This window comes from Kocuria tytonis (assembly GCF_003226895.2).
In the GTDB taxonomy this organism is placed as follows: Bacteria; Actinomycetota; Actinomycetes; order Actinomycetales; family Micrococcaceae; genus Kocuria; species Kocuria tytonis.
Genome location: NZ_PNJG02000001.1, coordinates 991,986 through 1,008,242, shown reverse-complemented (window position 1 = coordinate 1,008,242; position 16,257 = coordinate 991,986). Strand labels below are relative to the sequence as shown.

Sequence of the window (16,257 nt, the reverse complement as noted above, 5' to 3'; positions counted from 1 at the left end):
CCGTCCGTCGAGACCGAGGAGTCCCGTCGTGACCTTCCTGGAGGACGCCCGCCCGCTGCAGGACGACCTGGTGGCCCTGCGCCGCACCCTGCACACCAACCCCGAGGTGGGGACCCACCTGCCCTGGACCCAGCAGCAGGTGCTGCGCGCGCTGGAGGGGTGCGGTCTGGAGGTCACCACCGGTGAGTCCCTGACCTCGGTGGTCGCCGTCCTGCGCGGCGGCCGCCCCGGGCCCACCGTGCTGCTGCGCGGTGACATGGACGGGCTTCCGGTCGTGGAGCAGACCGGTCTGGACTACGCCTCGACCAACGGGAACATGCACGCGTGCGGCCACGACCTGCACACCGCCGCGCTCGTGGGAGCGGCCAGGCTGCTGAGCGCACGGCGGGCGGAGCTGCCCGGCACCGTCACCTTCATGTTCCAGCCCGGGGAGGAGGGCCCCGGTGGCGCCGAGCCCATGATCCGGGAGGGCGTCCTGGACATCACCGGCGAGCGACCCGTGGCCGCGTACGGCCTGCACGTGAACCCCGGCCCGCGCGGGGAGTTCAGCTACCGCCCCGGCACGGCGATGGCCGGCGCGAACAACTTGGCGGTGACCTTCCACGGGCGCGGCGGGCACGGTTCGCAGCCGCACACCGCACTGGACCCGGTGCCCGCGGTGTGCGAGTTCGGCACCGCGCTGCAGAGCATGGTCACCCGCCGCTTCAGCGTGTTCGACCCCGTGGTGGCCACCATGACCGGACTCTCGGCGGGTGCGGCGAACAACGTGATCCCGGACAGCGCCACGATCTCCGGGGACGTGCGCACCCTGTCCCGGGAGACCACCGACCGGTTCCCGCGCCTGGTCCGGGAGCTGGCCCAGGGCATCGCCGCCTCGCACGGGCTGCGGGCGGACGTCGAGTGGTCCGAGCTGTACCCGCCCACCGTCAACGACGCCGCCGAGACCGCCCTCGTGAGCGAGACCCTCACCCGCATGTTCGGCGCGCAGCGCGTCTCCCAGAACCGTGACCCCCGCATGGGCTCCGAGGACTTCTCTTTCGTCCTGCAAGAGGTGCCCGGGTGCTACTTCTTCCTGCACTGCACCCCGCCCGAGGTCGACCTCGCTTCCGCCGGGTGGAACCACTCACCCACGGTGCGCTTCGACGACTCCGTGCTGGGGGCCCAGGCCGCGGCGCTCGCCGGGGTGGCGTGGGAGCGCCTGGCACGAGGATGAGCGGGCGTGGCGTGGGTCACGTTCACGGCGGAAAGGTGAGACAGTGAAGCCCACCGCGGCGCGTTGTCGGCCTCGGCGGTCCGGCTCCCGGAGCACGCCGGAGACCGACCCCGCGCGGTGACGCCACAGGCCACTACCGAGGAGAACCTGCATGAACTTCACCGCTGACGCCCTCGCCCTGCAGGCCGAGCTGGTGGCACTGCGTCGAACCCTGCACTCCAACCCGGAGCTCGGCAACGAGCTGTCGTGGACGCAGCGGAAGGTGCTGGAGGCCCTGCGGGGGTGCGGGCTGGAGATCACCCTGGGGCAGTCCCTGAGTTCCGTGGTGGGCGTGCTGCGCGGCGGCCGCCCGGGCCCACCGTGCTGCTGCGCGGGGACATGGACGGGCTGCCCGTGGTGGAGCAGACCGGTCTGGACTACGCCTCGACCAACGGTGCGATGCACGCGTGCGGTCACGACCTGCACACGGCGGGTCTCGTGGGAGCGGCCCGGCTGCTGAGCGCCCGGCGTGCGGAGCTTCCGGGCACCGTGGTCTTCATGTTCCAGCCGGGGGAGGAGGGCCCCGGAGGAGCCGCGCCCATGCTCGCGGAGGGACTGCTGGACGTGGCCGGGCAGCGCCCTGTGGCCGCCTACGGGTTGCACGTGGCCCCGTGGCCGGGTGGCCGGTTCGCGTACCGCCCGGGGGCCGCGATGGCCGGCGCGAGCAGCCTCACGGTCACGTTCCACGGCCGGGGAGGGCACGGGTCCCAGCCGCACACCGCCCAGGACCCGGTGCCCGCGCTGCTCGAGTTCGGCACCGCGCTGCAGAGCATGGTCACGCGGCGGTTCAACGTCTTCGACCCCGTGGTCGCGTCCGTCACCACCCTGTCCGCGGGCGAGGCCGGCAACGTGATCCCGGGTGCCGCGCGCCTCGGTGCCAGCGTCCGCATCCTGTCCCGCGAGAACGCGGAGCTGTTCCCCCGGGCCGCGCGTGAGCTCGCGGAGGGCGTCGCGGCGGCCCACGGCGTCCGCGCCGAGGTGCAGTGGAACGTGCTGTACCCGGTCACGGTCAACGACGCCGCCGAGGCCGCCCTCGCGGGGGAAACCCTCACCGCGATGTTCGGCGGGGAGAGGGTGGCGCTGATGCCGAATCCCCCCATGGGCTCGGAGGACTTCTCCTTCGTGCTCGACAAGGTCCCCGGGTGCTTCTTCTTCTTCGCGTGCGGTCCCGAGGGCGTGGATCCCGCCACCTCCGGTGCGAACCACTCGCCCACGGTCCTGTTCGACGACGCGCTGCTGGGGGACCAGGCGGCAGCCCTCGCGGGGATCGCGTGGGAGCGCCTCGCGCGGGGCTGAGTCCGCGCGAGGCGTCCCCGGCGGTCGGTGACGAAGTGCGCCCCCACCGCTCGGCCGTGCCCCGGCGGACGGGGGTCGGACGCGCGGGCCCCGGGCGGGGGCGGTGGAGCGGTCGCTCAGGCGTGCAGGATCTCGTGGGCCTCGGAGTCCCGGATGTCCACGGTCTCGATCTGGAACGTGGAGTGGTGCACGGACACGTCGAAGTGCTCCGCCACGCACGTCTTCACGTCCCGCAGCAGGCCCGCGGCGTGACCGTCACGGAAGCACTCGTCCTCCACCACCACGTGCGCGCTGATGGTGGGCAGGCCGGTGGCCACGGTGGAGGCGTGGACGTCGTGCACGTCCACCACGTGCCGCAGTCCCAGGATGTGCTCCCGGAACAGGTCCAGGTCCAGCCCCGGCGGGGTGAACTCCATGAGCACGGCCGCGGTCTCACGCATGATCGTGACCGCACGGGGCAGGATGAGCGCGGCGATGAACAGGGCGGCCACCGTGTCCGCCCGCTGGAACCCGGTGGTGGCGATGACCACCGCGGCCACGATGACCCCGAGCGAGCCCAGGGCGTCGTTGGCCACCTCCAGGAAGGCCGCGCGCATGTTGAAGTTGGCGCCGCGCCCGGAAGCCAGCACCAGGATCGCGACAACGTTGCACGCCAGGCCGATCACCCCGAACACGAGCAGCTCCGTGGGTGGGACGGCGCGCGGCTCCAGGAGCCTGCGGATGCCCTCCACCACGGCGAACACCCCGACACCCAGCAGCAGCGTGGCCTGCGCCAGCGCCGCGATCACCTCCCCGCGGCGGAAACCCCACGTGCGCTTGGAGCTGGCGGGCCGCCGTGTCAGATGCGCCGCCACCAGGGCCACGAGCAGCCCCAGGGCGTCCGTCAGCGCGTGCACCGTGTCCGTCAGCAGGGCCAGGCTGCCCGTGAGCAGGGAGCCCACGGCCTGGGCCACCACCATGCCCGCGGTCAGCCCGAACGCGATCCACAGCCGCCCGCGGTGGTCGCCCGCCCCGGCCCCATGGTCGTGACCGGCGCCCATCAGCGGGACTCCTGCGGCGGCGTCGTACCGGCCGGGTCCGCTGCGGTGGGTCCGGGCGGGTGGTGCAGGTGGGTGCACAGTGCGGCGTGGGTGCCCGTGGCGCGCAGCAGCTGCTCGGCGGCGGAGATCACGGCCCCGAGATCCTGCGGGCGCGTCAGGGAGTACCACGTGGCGCGGCCCTCGGGGCGGGCGCTCACCAGGTGGCACTGCGCGAGGAAGCTGAGGTGCTTGCTCACGGTGGACTGCGCGAGGCCCGTGTGCGCCACGAGGTCCCGGACCCGGTGCTCCCCGGAGGCCAGGTGCTGCAGGACGGCCAGGCGGGTGGGCTCACCCAGGGCCTGGAAGAGGTGGGAGTACGCGGCGGTGGCGCGCGCATCCAGTGCGGGGAGTTCGGTAGGACTAATCGCCATGCAGCGATGATATCGCCAAGTCATGGATCACGCACGCGGTGAGCCACACCCGCGCTTTCGAACCGCGCCGTGTGATTGACACGACATCACCGGCGGTGGAACTCTGGGGCTCCTGTTGGTCGTGCGGCCCGTCGGCACCGCCCCCCGCGCACCCCGGTGCGGACGGGAACGTGGAAGTGTCGTGTGCCGTCCCCGAGTGGAAAGAGCGCACATGTCAGATCGCACGGAACCCGCGGGGCGGGCGGCTGCCGCGGCGGCGCCGACCGCCGGCTCACCCGGCCCGGAGGAACCCGGGACCAAGCACAAGCGCAACATCGCCATCTGGTTCTTCGGAGCCCTGGGCGGCATCCTCTGGGGCTACGACACCGGCGTGATCGGCGGCGCGCTGCTGTTCATCCCGGAGCACATCATCCCCACTCCGCTCATCGAGGGCATGGTGGTCAGCGGGCTGCTGCTCGGGGCCATGGTGGGTGCGCTCGGCTCCGGGCGGCTCGCGGACAGGCTCGGGCGCAAGAAGCTGATCTTCGCGGGCGGCGTCGTCTTCGTGATCGGCACCGCCGGGGCCGCGCTCGCCGTGAGCTCGTTCATGCTGATCCTGTTCCGGTTCGTGATCGGCGTGGGCGTGGGCATCGTGTCCGTGATCGTGCCCATGTACCTCAGTGAGCTGGCGCCCAAGAACATCCGCGGCGGCCTGTCCTCCCTGATGCAGCTGATGGTGACCACGGGCATCTTCCTGGCCTACGTGGTGGATCTCGCGTTCCAGGGCGCGGGACTGTGGCGCTGGATGATCGGTCTGGGGGCGGTTCCCGCCATCATCCTGATGATCGGGATCATGACCCAGCCGGAGAGCCCCCGCTGGCTCGTGGCCGCGCACCGCGGTGAGAAGCCCGCGTACACCACGCTTCTCCGGCTGCGCGGCAACCACACGGAGGCGGAGCGCGAGCTCAACGAGATCCGGGCGAGCGTGGCCGCCGAGGAGGCGGACGAGGACCCGATCGCGCTCAAGGACCTGCTGGGCTCCCGGCTGCGGATCCTGCTGGTCATCGGCGTGCTGCTGGTGTTCTTCCAGAACTTCGGCGGCATCAACACGATCATCTACTACTGCCCCACACTGCTGGCCAACATCGGGTTCAACCCGCAGCAGTCCCTGCTGGCCAACGCCGCGATCGGTCTGCTCAACATGCTCATGACGCTGCCGGCCATCAAGCTCATCGACAGGATCGGGCGCAAGAAGCTGCTCGTCATCGGCGCGTCCGGGATGTGCTTCGGGATGCTGTTCCTGGGGACCATGACGGTGCTCGGGCTGACCACCAGGCAGGGCCCGCTGGCCATGACGGTGACTCTCGCGGGCATCGCCATCTACATCGCCTCGTTCTCCCTGTCCTGGGGGCCGGTGCAGTGGGTCATGCTCCCCGAGCTCTTCCCGCAGCGCATCCGCTCCGGGGCCATGGGCATGACGACGACGCTGAACTGGCTCTTCAACCTCACCGTCGCCCTGGTCTTCCCCATCTTCCTGGCGCGGTTCGGTGCCGCCCCGAACTTCTTCTTCTTCGCGCTCATGACGTTCCTGGCGCTCATGTTCGCGTGGCGGCTGCTGCCCGAGACGAAGGGCAAGTCCCTGGAGGAGATCGAGGCGCAGCTGACGGGACGGATCCCGGCGGTGCCGGCGGGCGGCACTGCCGGCGCGTCCGACCGGTGAGGGACGAAAAAATCCCGCGTCCTGGCGACAGGACGCGGGATTTCTCTTCGGGTGGAGCTTAGGGGAATCGAACCCCTGACCTTTTCATTGCGAACGAAACGCTCTACCAACTGAGCTAAAGCCCCGAACAACAGGAGCCACTGTAGTCCTCCCGCCCGATTTTCGCACATCAGCGGCCGCACGGCTGAGGGCCCACCCGTGGCGTCCGCCGTTCCGCGCGGCATCTAGGGTGGGGGCATGAGCCCAGCGGATCCCAGTTCAGCCCCGTCCCACCCCGGCCACGAGGGTTCGGCCGGTCAACCCGGCGAGGCGGGCGCGGCCGCGGCCGCGGACCGGGCCACGGGGCAGGACGCGGGCGAGGCCCCTTTCACCATCGGGTACGTCCCCGGCGTCATGCCCGGGAAGTGGTTCGGCAGGTGGCGTGGGCGCCGGATGCGGCCGGTGCTCCACGATGCTCTCCTCCCGGCGGCAGGGTGGCGCGCGGCGCTGGACCACGGCGCCGTCACCGCGTGCTTCGTCCGGCTGGGCTGGGCGCCGGGGGACCCCTCCCTGGACGAGCTGCGCACCACCCACCACGCCGTGGGCCTCTACGAGGAGCGGCAGGTCGCGGTGCTGGGCACCGACGACGTCCTCGGCGTCCTGGACACCCTCACCACCGCACAGCTCCACGAGGAGTCCACGCCCCAGCCCCACGCGGCCATCGACGATGCCGCCATGGCCGTGGAACTCGCGGCCGCCGGTGCGGGGCCCGTGGTGCTGCCGATGTTGGTTGCCCGGCTGCATGCCCGCAAGGACGTCACCACCCGCGAACTCACGGACGCCCCCACCGTTCCCGTGGTGCTGGTGTGGCCCAAGTCCGTGGCCGAGGACACCGAGGACGCGGTGCAGCGCTTCGTGGGCATCGTCCGCGGCCGCAGGGAGTCCAGCGGCCGGGACGAGGGCACGCAGCCGCAGCGAGCGGCGTCGTCCGGGGAAGGGGCGGCCCACGGCGGAGCCCGTTCCACCGCGACCGGCGCGCGGGACGCGGCGCAGACGACAAACCGTCAGGCCGCCCCCGAGGAGTCCGAGGGTGCAACGGCCCCGGCGGAGGCAGGGACGACGAGCGGGAAGGTACCCGCCAAGCGCAGCAGCAGGGCGCAGTCCGGCGGCTGGGCCAAGGCCGGGGCGAGCACCAAACCGGGGCTACGCCGCAAGCCCGGGCGCAAGGTGAAGAACAGCCGCTCGAAGAAGCGGCGCTGACCCGCAGGACGCCTTCGGGGACCACGTGACCCGGAGTGGGAAAGTCCCCGTGCGGCCTCGCCAGGGGGTCCTGCCGCGGGGTGGCACGTAGGCGCGGCCGGGGCTCAGCCGTCCCCGCGGCGCTCGGAGGAGCTGGTGCCCTCACCCGTCTCGTCCCGGCTGGGCGTGCGGCCGTCCGGGGTGTGGCTGTCCCCCGCGGAGACGTGGGGGTGCAGGGGAGTGGTGCGCACCTGACCCGTGGTGGGCACGCGCGGCATGGGGAAGGAGGTCGTGGGGGCGTCCGCGAAGGTCTCAGGCTCGGAACCGGTGCGCACCGTGACCTGGTGGGTCAGCGGGATCCGCAGCCCGTCCCGGTCCAGCATCTTCTTGATCCGCACGCGCATCACCCGGGCCACGTCCCACTGCTCGAGCGGCGCCGTCTTCACGGCCAGCCGGATGGTGATGCTCTCACCCGTGACGTTCTCCACGCCCCACACCTCGGGGTCCGCCACGATGCTGGGTCCCACGTCCGGGTCGTCGCGCACGAGCAGCGCCTCGTGCTCGATCATGTCCGCCACGAGGTCGATGTTGGTGTCGTAGGGCACGGGGATGTCCAGCACGCAGCGGGCCCAGCCCTGGGACTGGTTGCCCACGCGCAGGATCTCGCCGTTGCGCACGTGCCACAGGGTGCCCTTGACGTCACGCACCTGGGTGACCCGCAGGCCCACGTTCTCCACCGTGCCGATGGCCTCGCCGAGGTCCACGGAGTCGCCGATCCCCAGCTGGTCCTCCGCGACCATGAAGATGCCGGAGAGGTAGTCCTTCACGAGCGACTGCGCACCGAAGGACAGCGCCACGCCCGCGATCCCGGCCGAGGCGATCACCGGGGCGATGTTGAAGCCCAGCTCCGAGATGATCATGAGGATCGCGATGGCCCACACGATGATCGTGGCCACCGAGGCCAGCACCGCGCCGATGGTGCGCGCCCGCAGCGCCTGCCGCTCCGAGGCCACCCCGGCGTCCTGCACCCAGCGGGACTGGCCGTGGTCGAAGCGCTTGACGATCCGGGACTGCGTGCCGCGGGCGATGCCGCGCGTGATCTTGCGGATCAGCAGCCGCACCGCGGCGGAGACCACCACGGCCCCGATCAGCACCAGGAGCACGCGGAAGGGTTTGTCGAGCCAGAATTCGAGGTTGTGCATCGCAGTCAGGGTATCCGCAGCCCGTGGGCGTGCGCTCGGTGCGGCCGGGGCGAGAGCTGGGGGAGCGGCGTCGTGGACCGGCGGACGGGGCCGTCGCGCACCCGGCGCGGACCGAGTGGCGGACCCGGTGCGGGTCAGGCGCGCGGACTCACAGCCAGTCCCTGGTCTTGAACACCACGTAGAGCACCACGGCCACCAGCAGCATGAGCACGAGCGCCATGGGGTAGCCCATGGCCCACTCCAGCTCGGGCATGTCCTTGAAGTTCATGCCGTAGATGGAGCCCACGATGGACGGCGCGAAGAGGATGGCCGCCCAGGAGGAGATCTTCTTCATCTGGTCGTTCTGCACCATCGCCGCCTCGTTCTGGCGGGCCGTGGTGAGGGTGGAGTCCAGGCTCATGGCGTCGGTGAGCGATGAGCGCATGGACTCGAGCTTGCCGGTGACCGCGATCACGTGGTCCAGCACGTCCCTCAGCCGGTGCTGCAGCTCCTCGTGGGTGCCGTACTTGGTGAAGCCCACGAAGTAACGCTGCATCACGTTGGACAGCGGGGCCGCCCCGCGGTGGAAGTCGTTGATCTCGCGCGCGAGCTCGTAGATGCGCTGGGAGACGTTGGACTCCCCCGCGAACAGGGCGTCCTCGATCTCGTCGATGTCGTTCTCCAGTCCCGAGAGCACGGGGAAGTAGTCGTCCACGATCTGGTCCAGCAGCGCGTAGAGCACACCGTCCGGACCGAAGCACAGCAGCTCAGGATCCGCCTCCACCCGCTTGCGGACGCGGCTCACCCCGCTGGACTCCGAGTGCCGGATGGTGATCACGAAGTTGGGTCCCGTGAAGATGTGGATCTCACCGATCTCCACCGTCTCCGTCTCGTCCTGGTACACGGCCGGGCGGATCACCGTGAACAGGGTGTTGCCGTAGCGCTCCATCTTGGGACGCTGGTGGGCCTGCACGGTGTCCTCCACCGCGAGCTCGTGGAGGTCGAAGTGCTCGGAGAGCGAGCGGATCTCCTCCGCCGAGGGCCGGTAGAGCCCGATCCACGCCACCACGCTGTCCCGGCCCCCGGATCCGCTGTTCTGCTCGCCGCCGGAGCGGTCCAGGACCCGCTGCAGGAGGTCGTAGGTGTCCTCCAGGGAGGTCGGGGACTCGACCTCCTTCCCGTTGCGATAGATGGCGTTCTCCACAATGGTCATCCGCCCATTATGGAGCCCCGCGGGAGGTTGCCGGGCCGCGCCGTGACGACGCCGTCCGCCCGGCACCACCCGCCGCCGCACCTCCCAGGGCCCGTGCGGAGCACGCCACTAGACTGACCGCCATGACCCAGCCGTTCGATTCCCGCGTGGGCGCCTACGCCCTGATCACCCGCGACGAGCACCTGCTGCTCACGCACTGGAACCCCCGCCACCCCGATTTCGAGGGTGCGTGGACGCTTCCCGGCGGCGGCATGGAACCGGGGGAGCAGCCCGAGGAGACCATGGTCCGGGAGGTCTTCGAGGAGACCGGGTTCCACGTGGTCCCGGACGGCCTGGTGGGCGTGCACAGCTACTGGATGACCCCCGAGCAGCGCCTGGACGGCACACCGCGCGGCAACCACGCGTGCCGTGTGCTCTACACCGCCCACGTGACCGGGGGTGAGCTCGCGGTGGAGCAGGACGGCTCCTCGGACGACGCCGCCTGGGTCCCGTTCGCTCGGCTCGGCTCCCTCAAGCGCCTGGACCTCGTGGACCAGGGCCTGCGGCTGGCCGGTCTCGCCACCCCGGACACCCCTCCAGAGGAGATCGCCGAGCAGGACGTGGCCACCGAACCGGGCCGGGGCCGGTGAGCCGCGCTGCCCGGGTCCGGGTGGCGGCCGTCCTCGCGGTCGGGGCGCTCACGCTCGGCGGCTGCGGTACGGGAGAGACGCAGAACGGGACGGGCGGCACCGGGGCGGGTGCGGCGGCGTCGTCCCCGTCCGGTGGGGACACCGTGAAGATCGCGACCGGCGTGGACGGACAGACCCGCACGCTCGCGCACTACTACCAGCAGCGCCTGGCCGACGACGGCGTGGCCGCCTCCGTGGTGGACGTGGGCACCACGCGCGAGCAGATCTTCGACGCGCTGCGCACCGGGCGGGCCACCGTGGTCCCGGACTTCACCGGTGACCTCTACGTCTTCGCCCGCCATCACGGCCCGGCGGCTGACGCCTCCGCGAGCCCGAGCCCCGCGGCCACCGGTTCCGAGGACGCACCGCGCGGGCTCCTCGACTCCCTGGGGCAGCTGCTCGGCATCACGGGGGAGACGGGTCCCTCCGACGACGACGTGTACCGCGCCCTGCCCGGGGTCCTGCCCGAGGGTCTGGAGGTCCTCGACTCCTCCGGCGCGCAGCGCACGGACCGCTTCGTGGTGACCGCGGAGACCAACGCGCAGTACGACCTGGGGGACCTGGACACCGTGGACAAGCACTGCGGGAAGCTGTCCGTGGGGATGGCGAAGGGCTACGCGGACAGCGCCCAGGGGCAGCGGGGGCTGAAGGCGTACTACGACTGCGCTCCCCGCTCCACCACGGAGTACGCGAGCACCGGCGAGCTGGTGGACGCCCTGCTGAGCGACAGGGTGCAGGCCGCGGTGCTGCGCTCCTCCGAACCCGTGATCGACGACGACGGGCTCGTGGTCCTGGACGACCCCAACCGCCTGTTCCGCCCGGAACGGGCCGTGGTGCTCGGCACCGAGGGTCTCGGCGATGCGGCGGTGTCCTCCATCAACGGCGCCTCCGCGGACCTGCGCACCGAGGACCTCACCACCATCACCCGCCTCACGGACGGCACCGACTCGGCCATGACCCCCGAGAAGGCCGCGCGGTTCGTGCGCGAACAGCCCCGCTGACCACCCCGGCGGGCGGTCGCCCACCGCCGGGGCCGTGGGCGCATCCGGGGACCTGCCGGGGGTGCGTCGCACCCGGAACCCGCGGGGGAGCGCCGAGTAGTCTGGGCCCATGGCAAAGGTGAAGCAGTCCGACAAACTGAAGAACGTCCTCTACGACATCCGCGGGCCCGTGCTGGAACAGGCGGAGAAGATGGAGGCCGCCGGGCAGCGCATCCTGCGGCTGAACATCGGCAACCCCGCACCCTTCGGCTTCGAGGCACCGGACGCCATCCTGGTGGACATGATCAAGAACCTGCCCAACGCGCAGGGCTACTCGGACTCCCGCGGCATCTACTCCGCGCGCACCGCCGTGGTGCAGTACTACCAGACGCGCGGGATCATGAACCTGGACACGGACGACGTCTACCTGGGCAACGGCGTGTCCGAGCTGATCACCATGACCCTGCAGGCACTGTGCAACCCCGGTGACGAGCTGCTGATCCCCTCCCCGGACTACCCGCTGTGGACCGCCTCCGTGGCGCTGTCCGGCGGAACCCCCGTGCACTACCGGTGCGACGAGGAGAACGGCTGGAACCCGGACCTCGAGGACATGGCGTCGAAGATCACGGAGCGCACCAAGGGCATCGTGATCATCAACCCCAACAACCCCACGGGCGCGGTGTACTCGCGGGAGACCCTGCAGAAGATCGTGGACCTGGCCAAGGAGCACGATCTCATCCTGTTCTCGGACGAGATCTACGAGAAGATCACGTACGACGACGCCGAGATGATCAACACCGCGAGCCTCACCGGCGAGGACGTGCTGTGCCTGACGTTCTCCGGGCTCTCCAAGGCGTACCGGGTGGCGGGCTACCGCTCCGGGTGGCTCGCGATCACCGGGCCCAACTGGCGTGCGGAGTCCTACCTGGAGGGCATCAAGCTGCTCGCCAACATGCGCATGTGCGCGAACGTGCCGGCGCAGCACGCCATCCAGACCGCACTGGGCGGGTACCAGTCCATCAACGACCTCATCCTCCCGGGCGGGCGGCTCAAGGCCCAGCGGGACATCGCCCACCGCAAGCTCAACGAGATCGACGGCGTGTCGTGCCAGCAGGCCCGCGGCGCCCTCTACCTCTTCCCCAAGCTGGACGTGGAGAAGTTCGGGATCGTGGACGACGAGCGCTTCGCCCTGGACCTGCTCAAGGAGCAGAAGATCCTGCTCAGCCACGGCACCGCGTTCAACTGGGGCGAGCCGGACCACTTCCGGCTGGTCACCCTGCCCGCGGTGGACATGCTGGACACCGCCCTGGACCGGCTGGGCGAGTTCCTCTCGACCTACCAGCAGTAGCGCGGGCCCCGGCCGCCGCGAGGTGGCCGGGTGCTCCGCCTCAGTCCGCGTCCGACGCCGTCTGCTCCCGGTTCTCCCGCCGGGCGCGGGCGGCGTCGAGCCGTTCCCGGGCGCCGTCGAGCCACTGCTCGCAGCGGGTGGCCAGCGCCTCCCCGCGCTCCCACAGGTGCAGTGACTCCTCCAGCGTGGTGCCGCCGGCCTCGAGCCGGGAGACGACCTCGACGAGCTGCTCACGGGCCTGCTCGTAACCCAGGCCGTCGATGTCCGAGAGGTCCGGGCCGGTGCCGGGGGAGTTCTGCTGGGTTCCCAAATTCTGGTGGGTTCCCGAGTTCTGCTGCGTGTCTGCGTTCTGGTTCTGCTGTGCCACGGTGTTCCTTCCGATGGGGTGCGGGCGCGGGGGCGGTCCGCTGGTCGTTGTGGTCGCTGGTGTCTCTGGTGTGCTTCCGAGTGCGGGCGGGCTGCTGGCGGATCTCGGCGGGTCTCAGCGGTCGGTGGGGCTCGGCCGTCGCAGGCGAGGCAGAGGCTGCCCTGGCCCGTGTCCCGGTGATCCCGGCGCGAGGGCCGCCGCCCGCTCAGTGCTCTCCGGGCTGCCGCGCGCTGCTGGAGGTGACGTCCACGCCCAGCTCGCCGCGCGCGAGACGCACGGAGAGCGACTGGCCCGGGGCGGCGTCGTCGGCGTCCGTGAGCACGGAGCCGTCCGCGGTCTGCAGCACGGCGTAGCCGCGGTCCAGGGTCTGCTGCGGGGACAGCGCCCGGACCCGGGCGCGCATCTGGGACACGGAGTCCTGCGCCCGCAGCGTCAGGGAGCTCGCGGCGGACCACGCCCGGGAGCGCCAGCGGTCCAGGTCCTCCTCGCGCACGAGGATCATGCCGTCCGGCTGCGCCAGGGCCGGGCGGGACCGCACGGTGGCCAGGCCGTGCTGCTCACGCTCCAGCATGCCGGACACCGCACGGTCCAGCGCGGAGCGGGCCTGGGCGATGCGCAGCCGCTCGTCCTGGACGTCCGGGACGATCCGCTTGCCCGCGTCCGTGGGGGTCGAGGCCCGGAAGTCCGCGACGTGGTCCAGCAGCGGCTGGTCGTTCTCGTGGCCGATCGCGCTGACCACGGGGGTCTGCGCGGCGAACACGGCGCGCAGCACGGACTCCTCGCTGAAGGACAGCAGGTCCTCGAAGGCGCCGCCGCCGCGGGCGATCACGATGACGTCCACCTGGTCCATGCGGTCCAGCTCCTCCAGGGCGCCGATCACCGCACGCGCCGAGCCCGAGCCCTGCACGGGGACCTCGCGGATCTCGAACTCCACACCCGGCCAGCGGTTGGTGGCGTTGCGCACCACGTCCTTCTCCGCGTCCGAGTTGCGCCCGGTGATCAGACCCACGCGGTGGGGCAGCACGGGCAGCGGCTTCTTGTGGGAGGGGTCGAACAGCCCCTCGTCCGCGAGGGCCCGGCGCAGCCGCTCGAGGCGCTCGAGCAGGTCCCCGAGACCCACGGGCCGGATGTCCCGGCCCAGCATGGAGAGCCGCCCGGTCTTGACGTAGAAGTCCGCCTTGAGGTTCACGATCACCCGGGAACCGCGTTCCAGCGGGTGCTCCAGGCGGGCCATGTCCTTCTTGAACATGGTCACGCTCACCGAGACCTCCTCCTGGAGGTCCCGCAGCGTCACGAAGGACACGCGCGCGCGGTGGCTCACCTCGATCACCTGGCCCTCCACCCACGCGTCCGGTGCCTTCTGCACCCAGCCGTGCAACGCGTAGGACAGTTTGCTGAGCGGCCACGGGTTCTCGGGAGTGGTGTCCCGGGCCAGCCGTGGCAGCTGCGCGGGCGGCTCCTGCCGCTCGGGTCCGTCGGAGGGAAACGATGTGTCCATGGCACATGACTACCACCCTCCGGGGACACGCACAGGCGGTTCTCCCTACAGTGGAGCCGTGAGCTCTCCTGCGTCCCCTCGCCCCGCGACCGTCCTCCGCACCGTCGCCGCCGCGCTGTGCGCGATCCTGGCCGGCGCCGGGTTCGCGCTGTGGCTGGGGCTGTCCTGGATGCAGGACCACATCCTCTCGCCCTCCGGCTTCCAGGACACCGCGGCGTCCGTGGTCATCGACCCCGCGTTCCAGGAGGAGCTGGTGCAGACCATGCTGGACCGGGCCACGTTCGGTGCGCTGGAGGACGTGCACACGGGCATCGGTCCCGTGGACGACGCCCTGGAACGGGTCCGGCGCTCCGCGATCGACGGCGCCACGTCCTGGCTGACCGCGCCCGAGCGCCAGAGTGCGTGGATCAGAATCCTCAACGACACCCACGACGCGAACATCCCCCTCACCACCGCGGCCGGACACGCCCCCGACGAGCTCGTGGTGGACGTGACCGCCCTCGGCTCGGCCGTGGACCAGCAGGTCCGGGACACCGTGGGCGTCTCCCCGGACATCGCGCGGCAGGATCTCACGGTGACCGTGCCCGGGGTGCACTCGGGCGGCGTCGTGGACGCGCTCGTGTGGCTCGCCCAGTGGCGCTACGTGCTGCCGTGGCTCGTGGCCGCGCTGGTGCTCCTGGCGGTCACGACGACGCCGCGGCGCTGGCTCGCGCTCGCGGGCACCGGTCTCGCGGGGGTGCTCTGCGCGGGCGTGCTGCTGGCCGTGGTGGTGAGCTCCGCGCAGACCGTGGTGGATGCCTCCGCCGTGGATCCCGTGGCGCACCTGGTGGCGGAGCGGGTGGTGTCCGTGCTGCGGGAGTCCTTCGTGGGGCGCACCGTCACGGGCATGATCTGGGCCGCGGTGGTGGCGCTCGCGGGTGTGATCGGCGCCGTGGTGCGTGTCCGAGCGGTCACCTACGATGGAGGACATGTCCACCGTGGTTGATCTGTCCATGCCCACCGTCCCCCGGGTGCGCCGCACCCCGGAGGAGATCGCGGCCGCCGCCCCGGTCACCGGGGAGCGCAAGGTGCTGCTGGCCGCTCCGCGCGGCTACTGCGCGGGTGTGGACCGGGCCGTGATCGCTGTGGAGAAGGCCCTGGAGCACTACGGAGCGCCCGTGTACGTCCGCAAGGAGATCGTGCACAACAAGCACGTGGTGCAGACCCTCGAGGAGCGCGGCGCGGTCTTCGTGGAGGAGACGGACGAGGTGCCCGAGGGTTCCCTGCTCGTGTTCTCCGCCCACGGGGTGTCACCGGCCGTGGTGCAGTCGGCGCAGGACCGCCACCTGAACACCATCGACGCCACCTGCCCGCTGGTCACCAAGGTGCACCGCGAGGCCGTGCGGTTCGCGAAGAACGACTACGAGATCCTCCTGATCGGCCACGTGGGCCACGAAGAGGTGGAGGGAACGTTCGGGGAGGCGCCCGAGCACATCCAGGTCGTGAACTCCCCCGAGGACGTGGACACCCTGGAGGTGCACGATCCCGACAAGGTGGTGTGGCTCTCGCAGACCACCCTGAGCGTGGACGAGACCATGGAGACGGTGAACAGGCTGCGCGCCAAGTTCCCGAACATGATCGATCCCCCCAGCGACGACATCTGCTACGCCACGTCCAACCGCCAGGCCGCCATCAAGGAGATCGCGCCCCAGGCGGATCTGGTGATCGTGGTGGGTTCCGCGAACTCGTCGAACTCCGTGCGGTTGAAGGAGGTGGCGCTGGAGTACGGCGCACCCCGCGCCGAGCGCGTGGACTTCGCCAACCAGGTGGACGAGTCCTGGTTCGAGGGCGCTGCCACCGTGGGTGTGACCTCCGGCGCGTCCGTGCCCGAGGTGCTCGTGCAGCAGGTGCTCGACCTGCTGGCCGAGTACGGCTACGGCGCCGTGGAGGAAGTGGTCACGGCCGAGGAGGACATCCTGTTCTCGCTGCCCAAGGAGCTGCGGGCCAAGCTCGCGAAGGACGGCGATTCCTCCCGCGGCCTGGGCGGCCGCGGCACCAAGCCCTCCCGCTGATCGCACTCCCGCTGAGCGACGCAGGCAGCCCGGCCG

Annotated in this window: 14 protein-coding genes, 1 tRNA gene and 1 pseudogene; 9 read left to right on the top strand and 7 right to left on the bottom strand. The window is 71.3% G+C overall.

Annotated features, from left to right (window positions below; genetic code table 11):
• The first annotated feature begins 28 nt into the window (after nt 1-28).
• Both C1C97_RS04470 and C1C97_RS04465 read left to right on the top strand, forming a co-directional pair.
• On the top strand, nt 29-1,213 hold the full coding sequence (locus C1C97_RS04470; RefSeq protein ID WP_110919887.1) for a M20 metallopeptidase family protein: 1,185 nt from the start codon (nt 29-31) through the stop codon (nt 1,211-1,213).
• A 151-nt stretch (nt 1,214-1,364) separates the two neighbouring features.
• Nucleotides 1,365-2,548, top strand: a pseudogene (locus C1C97_RS04465) (M20 metallopeptidase family protein).
• Nucleotides 2,549-2,664: 116 nt separating this feature from the next.
• On the opposite strand, the gene C1C97_RS04460 reads toward C1C97_RS04465, so the two are convergent.
• Both C1C97_RS04460 and C1C97_RS04455 read right to left on the bottom strand, forming a co-directional pair.
• Nucleotides 2,665-3,588 carry a cation diffusion facilitator family transporter gene (locus C1C97_RS04460; RefSeq protein ID WP_110919888.1) on the bottom strand — a complete coding sequence of 308 codons (924 nt, stop codon included), beginning with the start codon at nt 3,586-3,588 and terminating at the stop codon, nt 2,665-2,667.
• A complete protein-coding gene (locus tag C1C97_RS04455) occupies nt 3,588-3,998 on the bottom strand; it encodes an ArsR/SmtB family transcription factor (RefSeq protein ID WP_110919889.1) in 411 nt (136 codons plus the stop codon). The genes C1C97_RS04460 and C1C97_RS04455 overlap by 1 nt, the downstream gene beginning before the upstream one ends.
• Before the next feature lie 211 nt (nt 3,999-4,209).
• Here C1C97_RS04455 and C1C97_RS04450 point away from each other — a divergent pair, with 211 nt between their 5' ends.
• A complete protein-coding gene (locus C1C97_RS04450) occupies nt 4,210-5,697 on the top strand; it encodes a sugar porter family MFS transporter (RefSeq protein WP_121030190.1) in 1,488 nt (495 codons plus the stop codon).
• Nucleotides 5,698-5,749: 52 nt separating this feature from the next.
• Here the strand turns inward: C1C97_RS04450 and C1C97_RS04445 are convergent.
• Nucleotides 5,750-5,822, bottom strand: a tRNA-Ala gene (locus C1C97_RS04445).
• 112 nt (nt 5,823-5,934) lie between these two features.
• Here C1C97_RS04445 and C1C97_RS04440 point away from each other — a divergent pair.
• The gene (locus C1C97_RS04440; protein WP_121030188.1) at nt 5,935-6,936 is read left to right on the top strand and encodes a LysR substrate-binding domain-containing protein; all 1,002 of its coding nucleotides are present in this window, start codon (nt 5,935-5,937) and stop codon (nt 6,934-6,936) included.
• A 104-nt stretch (nt 6,937-7,040) separates the two neighbouring features.
• On the opposite strand, the gene C1C97_RS04435 is transcribed toward C1C97_RS04440, so the two are convergent.
• Both C1C97_RS04435 and corA read right to left on the bottom strand, forming a co-directional pair.
• Nucleotides 7,041-8,117 carry a mechanosensitive ion channel family protein gene (locus C1C97_RS04435; protein WP_110919892.1) on the bottom strand — a complete coding sequence of 359 codons (1,077 nt, stop codon included), beginning with the start codon at nt 8,115-8,117 and terminating at the stop codon, nt 7,041-7,043.
• A 148-nt stretch (nt 8,118-8,265) separates the two neighbouring features.
• The gene (gene corA, locus C1C97_RS04430) at nt 8,266-9,309 is read right to left on the bottom strand and encodes a magnesium/cobalt transporter CorA (protein WP_110919893.1); all 1,044 of its coding nucleotides are present in this window, start codon (nt 9,307-9,309) and stop codon (nt 8,266-8,268) included.
• 122 nt (nt 9,310-9,431) lie between these two features.
• Here corA and C1C97_RS04425 point away from each other — a divergent pair, with 122 nt between their 5' ends.
• The 3 genes from C1C97_RS04425 to C1C97_RS04415 all read left to right on the top strand — a co-directional run bounded on the left by C1C97_RS04425 (nt 9,432) and on the right by C1C97_RS04415 (nt 12,305).
• Nucleotides 9,432-9,938: an NUDIX hydrolase gene (locus tag C1C97_RS04425; RefSeq protein WP_110919894.1), complete on the top strand. Its 507-nt coding sequence runs from the start codon at nt 9,432-9,434 to the stop codon at nt 9,936-9,938.
• Complete coding sequence (locus C1C97_RS04420; RefSeq protein ID WP_121030186.1) at nt 9,935-10,978, top strand: glycine betaine ABC transporter substrate-binding protein; 1,044 nt, start codon at nt 9,935-9,937, stop codon at nt 10,976-10,978. Before C1C97_RS04425 ends, C1C97_RS04420 begins: the two co-directional genes overlap by 4 nt.
• Before the next feature lie 109 nt (nt 10,979-11,087).
• Nucleotides 11,088-12,305: a pyridoxal phosphate-dependent aminotransferase gene (locus C1C97_RS04415; RefSeq protein ID WP_110919896.1), complete on the top strand. Its 1,218-nt coding sequence runs from the start codon at nt 11,088-11,090 to the stop codon at nt 12,303-12,305.
• A gap of 40 nt (nt 12,306-12,345) precedes the next feature.
• Here C1C97_RS04415 and C1C97_RS04410 read toward each other — a convergent pair whose 3' ends face one another.
• Together C1C97_RS04410 and xseA are read right to left on the bottom strand one after the other, a co-directional pair.
• Nucleotides 12,346-12,615: an exodeoxyribonuclease VII small subunit gene (locus tag C1C97_RS04410; protein ID WP_110919901.1), complete on the bottom strand. Its 270-nt coding sequence runs from the start codon at nt 12,613-12,615 to the stop codon at nt 12,346-12,348.
• Between the two features lie 262 nt (nt 12,616-12,877).
• Nucleotides 12,878-14,170, bottom strand: a complete 1,293-nt coding sequence (gene xseA / locus C1C97_RS04405) for an exodeoxyribonuclease VII large subunit (RefSeq protein ID WP_110919897.1) — start codon at nt 14,168-14,170, stop codon at nt 12,878-12,880.
• A 58-nt stretch (nt 14,171-14,228) separates the two neighbouring features.
• On the opposite strand from xseA, the gene C1C97_RS04400 reads away from it, so the two are divergent.
• The gene (locus C1C97_RS04400; protein WP_110919898.1) at nt 14,229-15,155 is read left to right on the top strand and encodes a hypothetical protein; all 927 of its coding nucleotides are present in this window, start codon (nt 14,229-14,231) and stop codon (nt 15,153-15,155) included.
• Nucleotides 15,139-16,221: a 4-hydroxy-3-methylbut-2-enyl diphosphate reductase gene (locus tag C1C97_RS04395; protein ID WP_110919899.1), complete on the top strand. Its 1,083-nt coding sequence runs from the start codon at nt 15,139-15,141 to the stop codon at nt 16,219-16,221. Before C1C97_RS04400 ends, C1C97_RS04395 begins: the two co-directional genes overlap by 17 nt.
• Nucleotides 16,222-16,257 lie beyond the last annotated feature (36 nt).

Excerpts from the sequence above, each read along its gene's own strand:
- C1C97_RS04460 (WP_110919888.1), bottom strand. The coding sequence starts at position 3,588 with ATGGGCGCCGGTCACGACCATGGGGCCGGGGCGGGCGACCACCGCGGG.
- C1C97_RS04455 (WP_110919889.1), bottom strand. The coding sequence starts at position 3,998 with ATGGCGATTAGTCCTACCGAACTCCCCGCACTGGATGCGCGCGCCACC.
- C1C97_RS04450 (WP_121030190.1), top strand. The coding sequence starts at position 4,210 with ATGTCAGATCGCACGGAACCCGCGGGGCGGGCGGCTGCCGCGGCGGCG.
- C1C97_RS04440 (WP_121030188.1), top strand. The coding sequence starts at position 5,935 with ATGAGCCCAGCGGATCCCAGTTCAGCCCCGTCCCACCCCGGCCACGAG.
- C1C97_RS04435 (WP_110919892.1), bottom strand. The coding sequence starts at position 8,117 with ATGCACAACCTCGAATTCTGGCTCGACAAACCCTTCCGCGTGCTCCTG.
- corA (WP_110919893.1), bottom strand. The coding sequence starts at position 9,309 with ATGACCATTGTGGAGAACGCCATCTATCGCAACGGGAAGGAGGTCGAG.
- C1C97_RS04425 (WP_110919894.1), top strand. The coding sequence starts at position 9,432 with ATGACCCAGCCGTTCGATTCCCGCGTGGGCGCCTACGCCCTGATCACC.
- C1C97_RS04415 (WP_110919896.1), top strand. The coding sequence starts at position 11,088 with ATGGCAAAGGTGAAGCAGTCCGACAAACTGAAGAACGTCCTCTACGAC.
- xseA (WP_110919897.1), bottom strand. The coding sequence starts at position 14,170 with ATGGACACATCGTTTCCCTCCGACGGACCCGAGCGGCAGGAGCCGCCC.
- C1C97_RS04395 (WP_110919899.1), top strand. The coding sequence starts at position 15,139 with ATGTCCACCGTGGTTGATCTGTCCATGCCCACCGTCCCCCGGGTGCGC.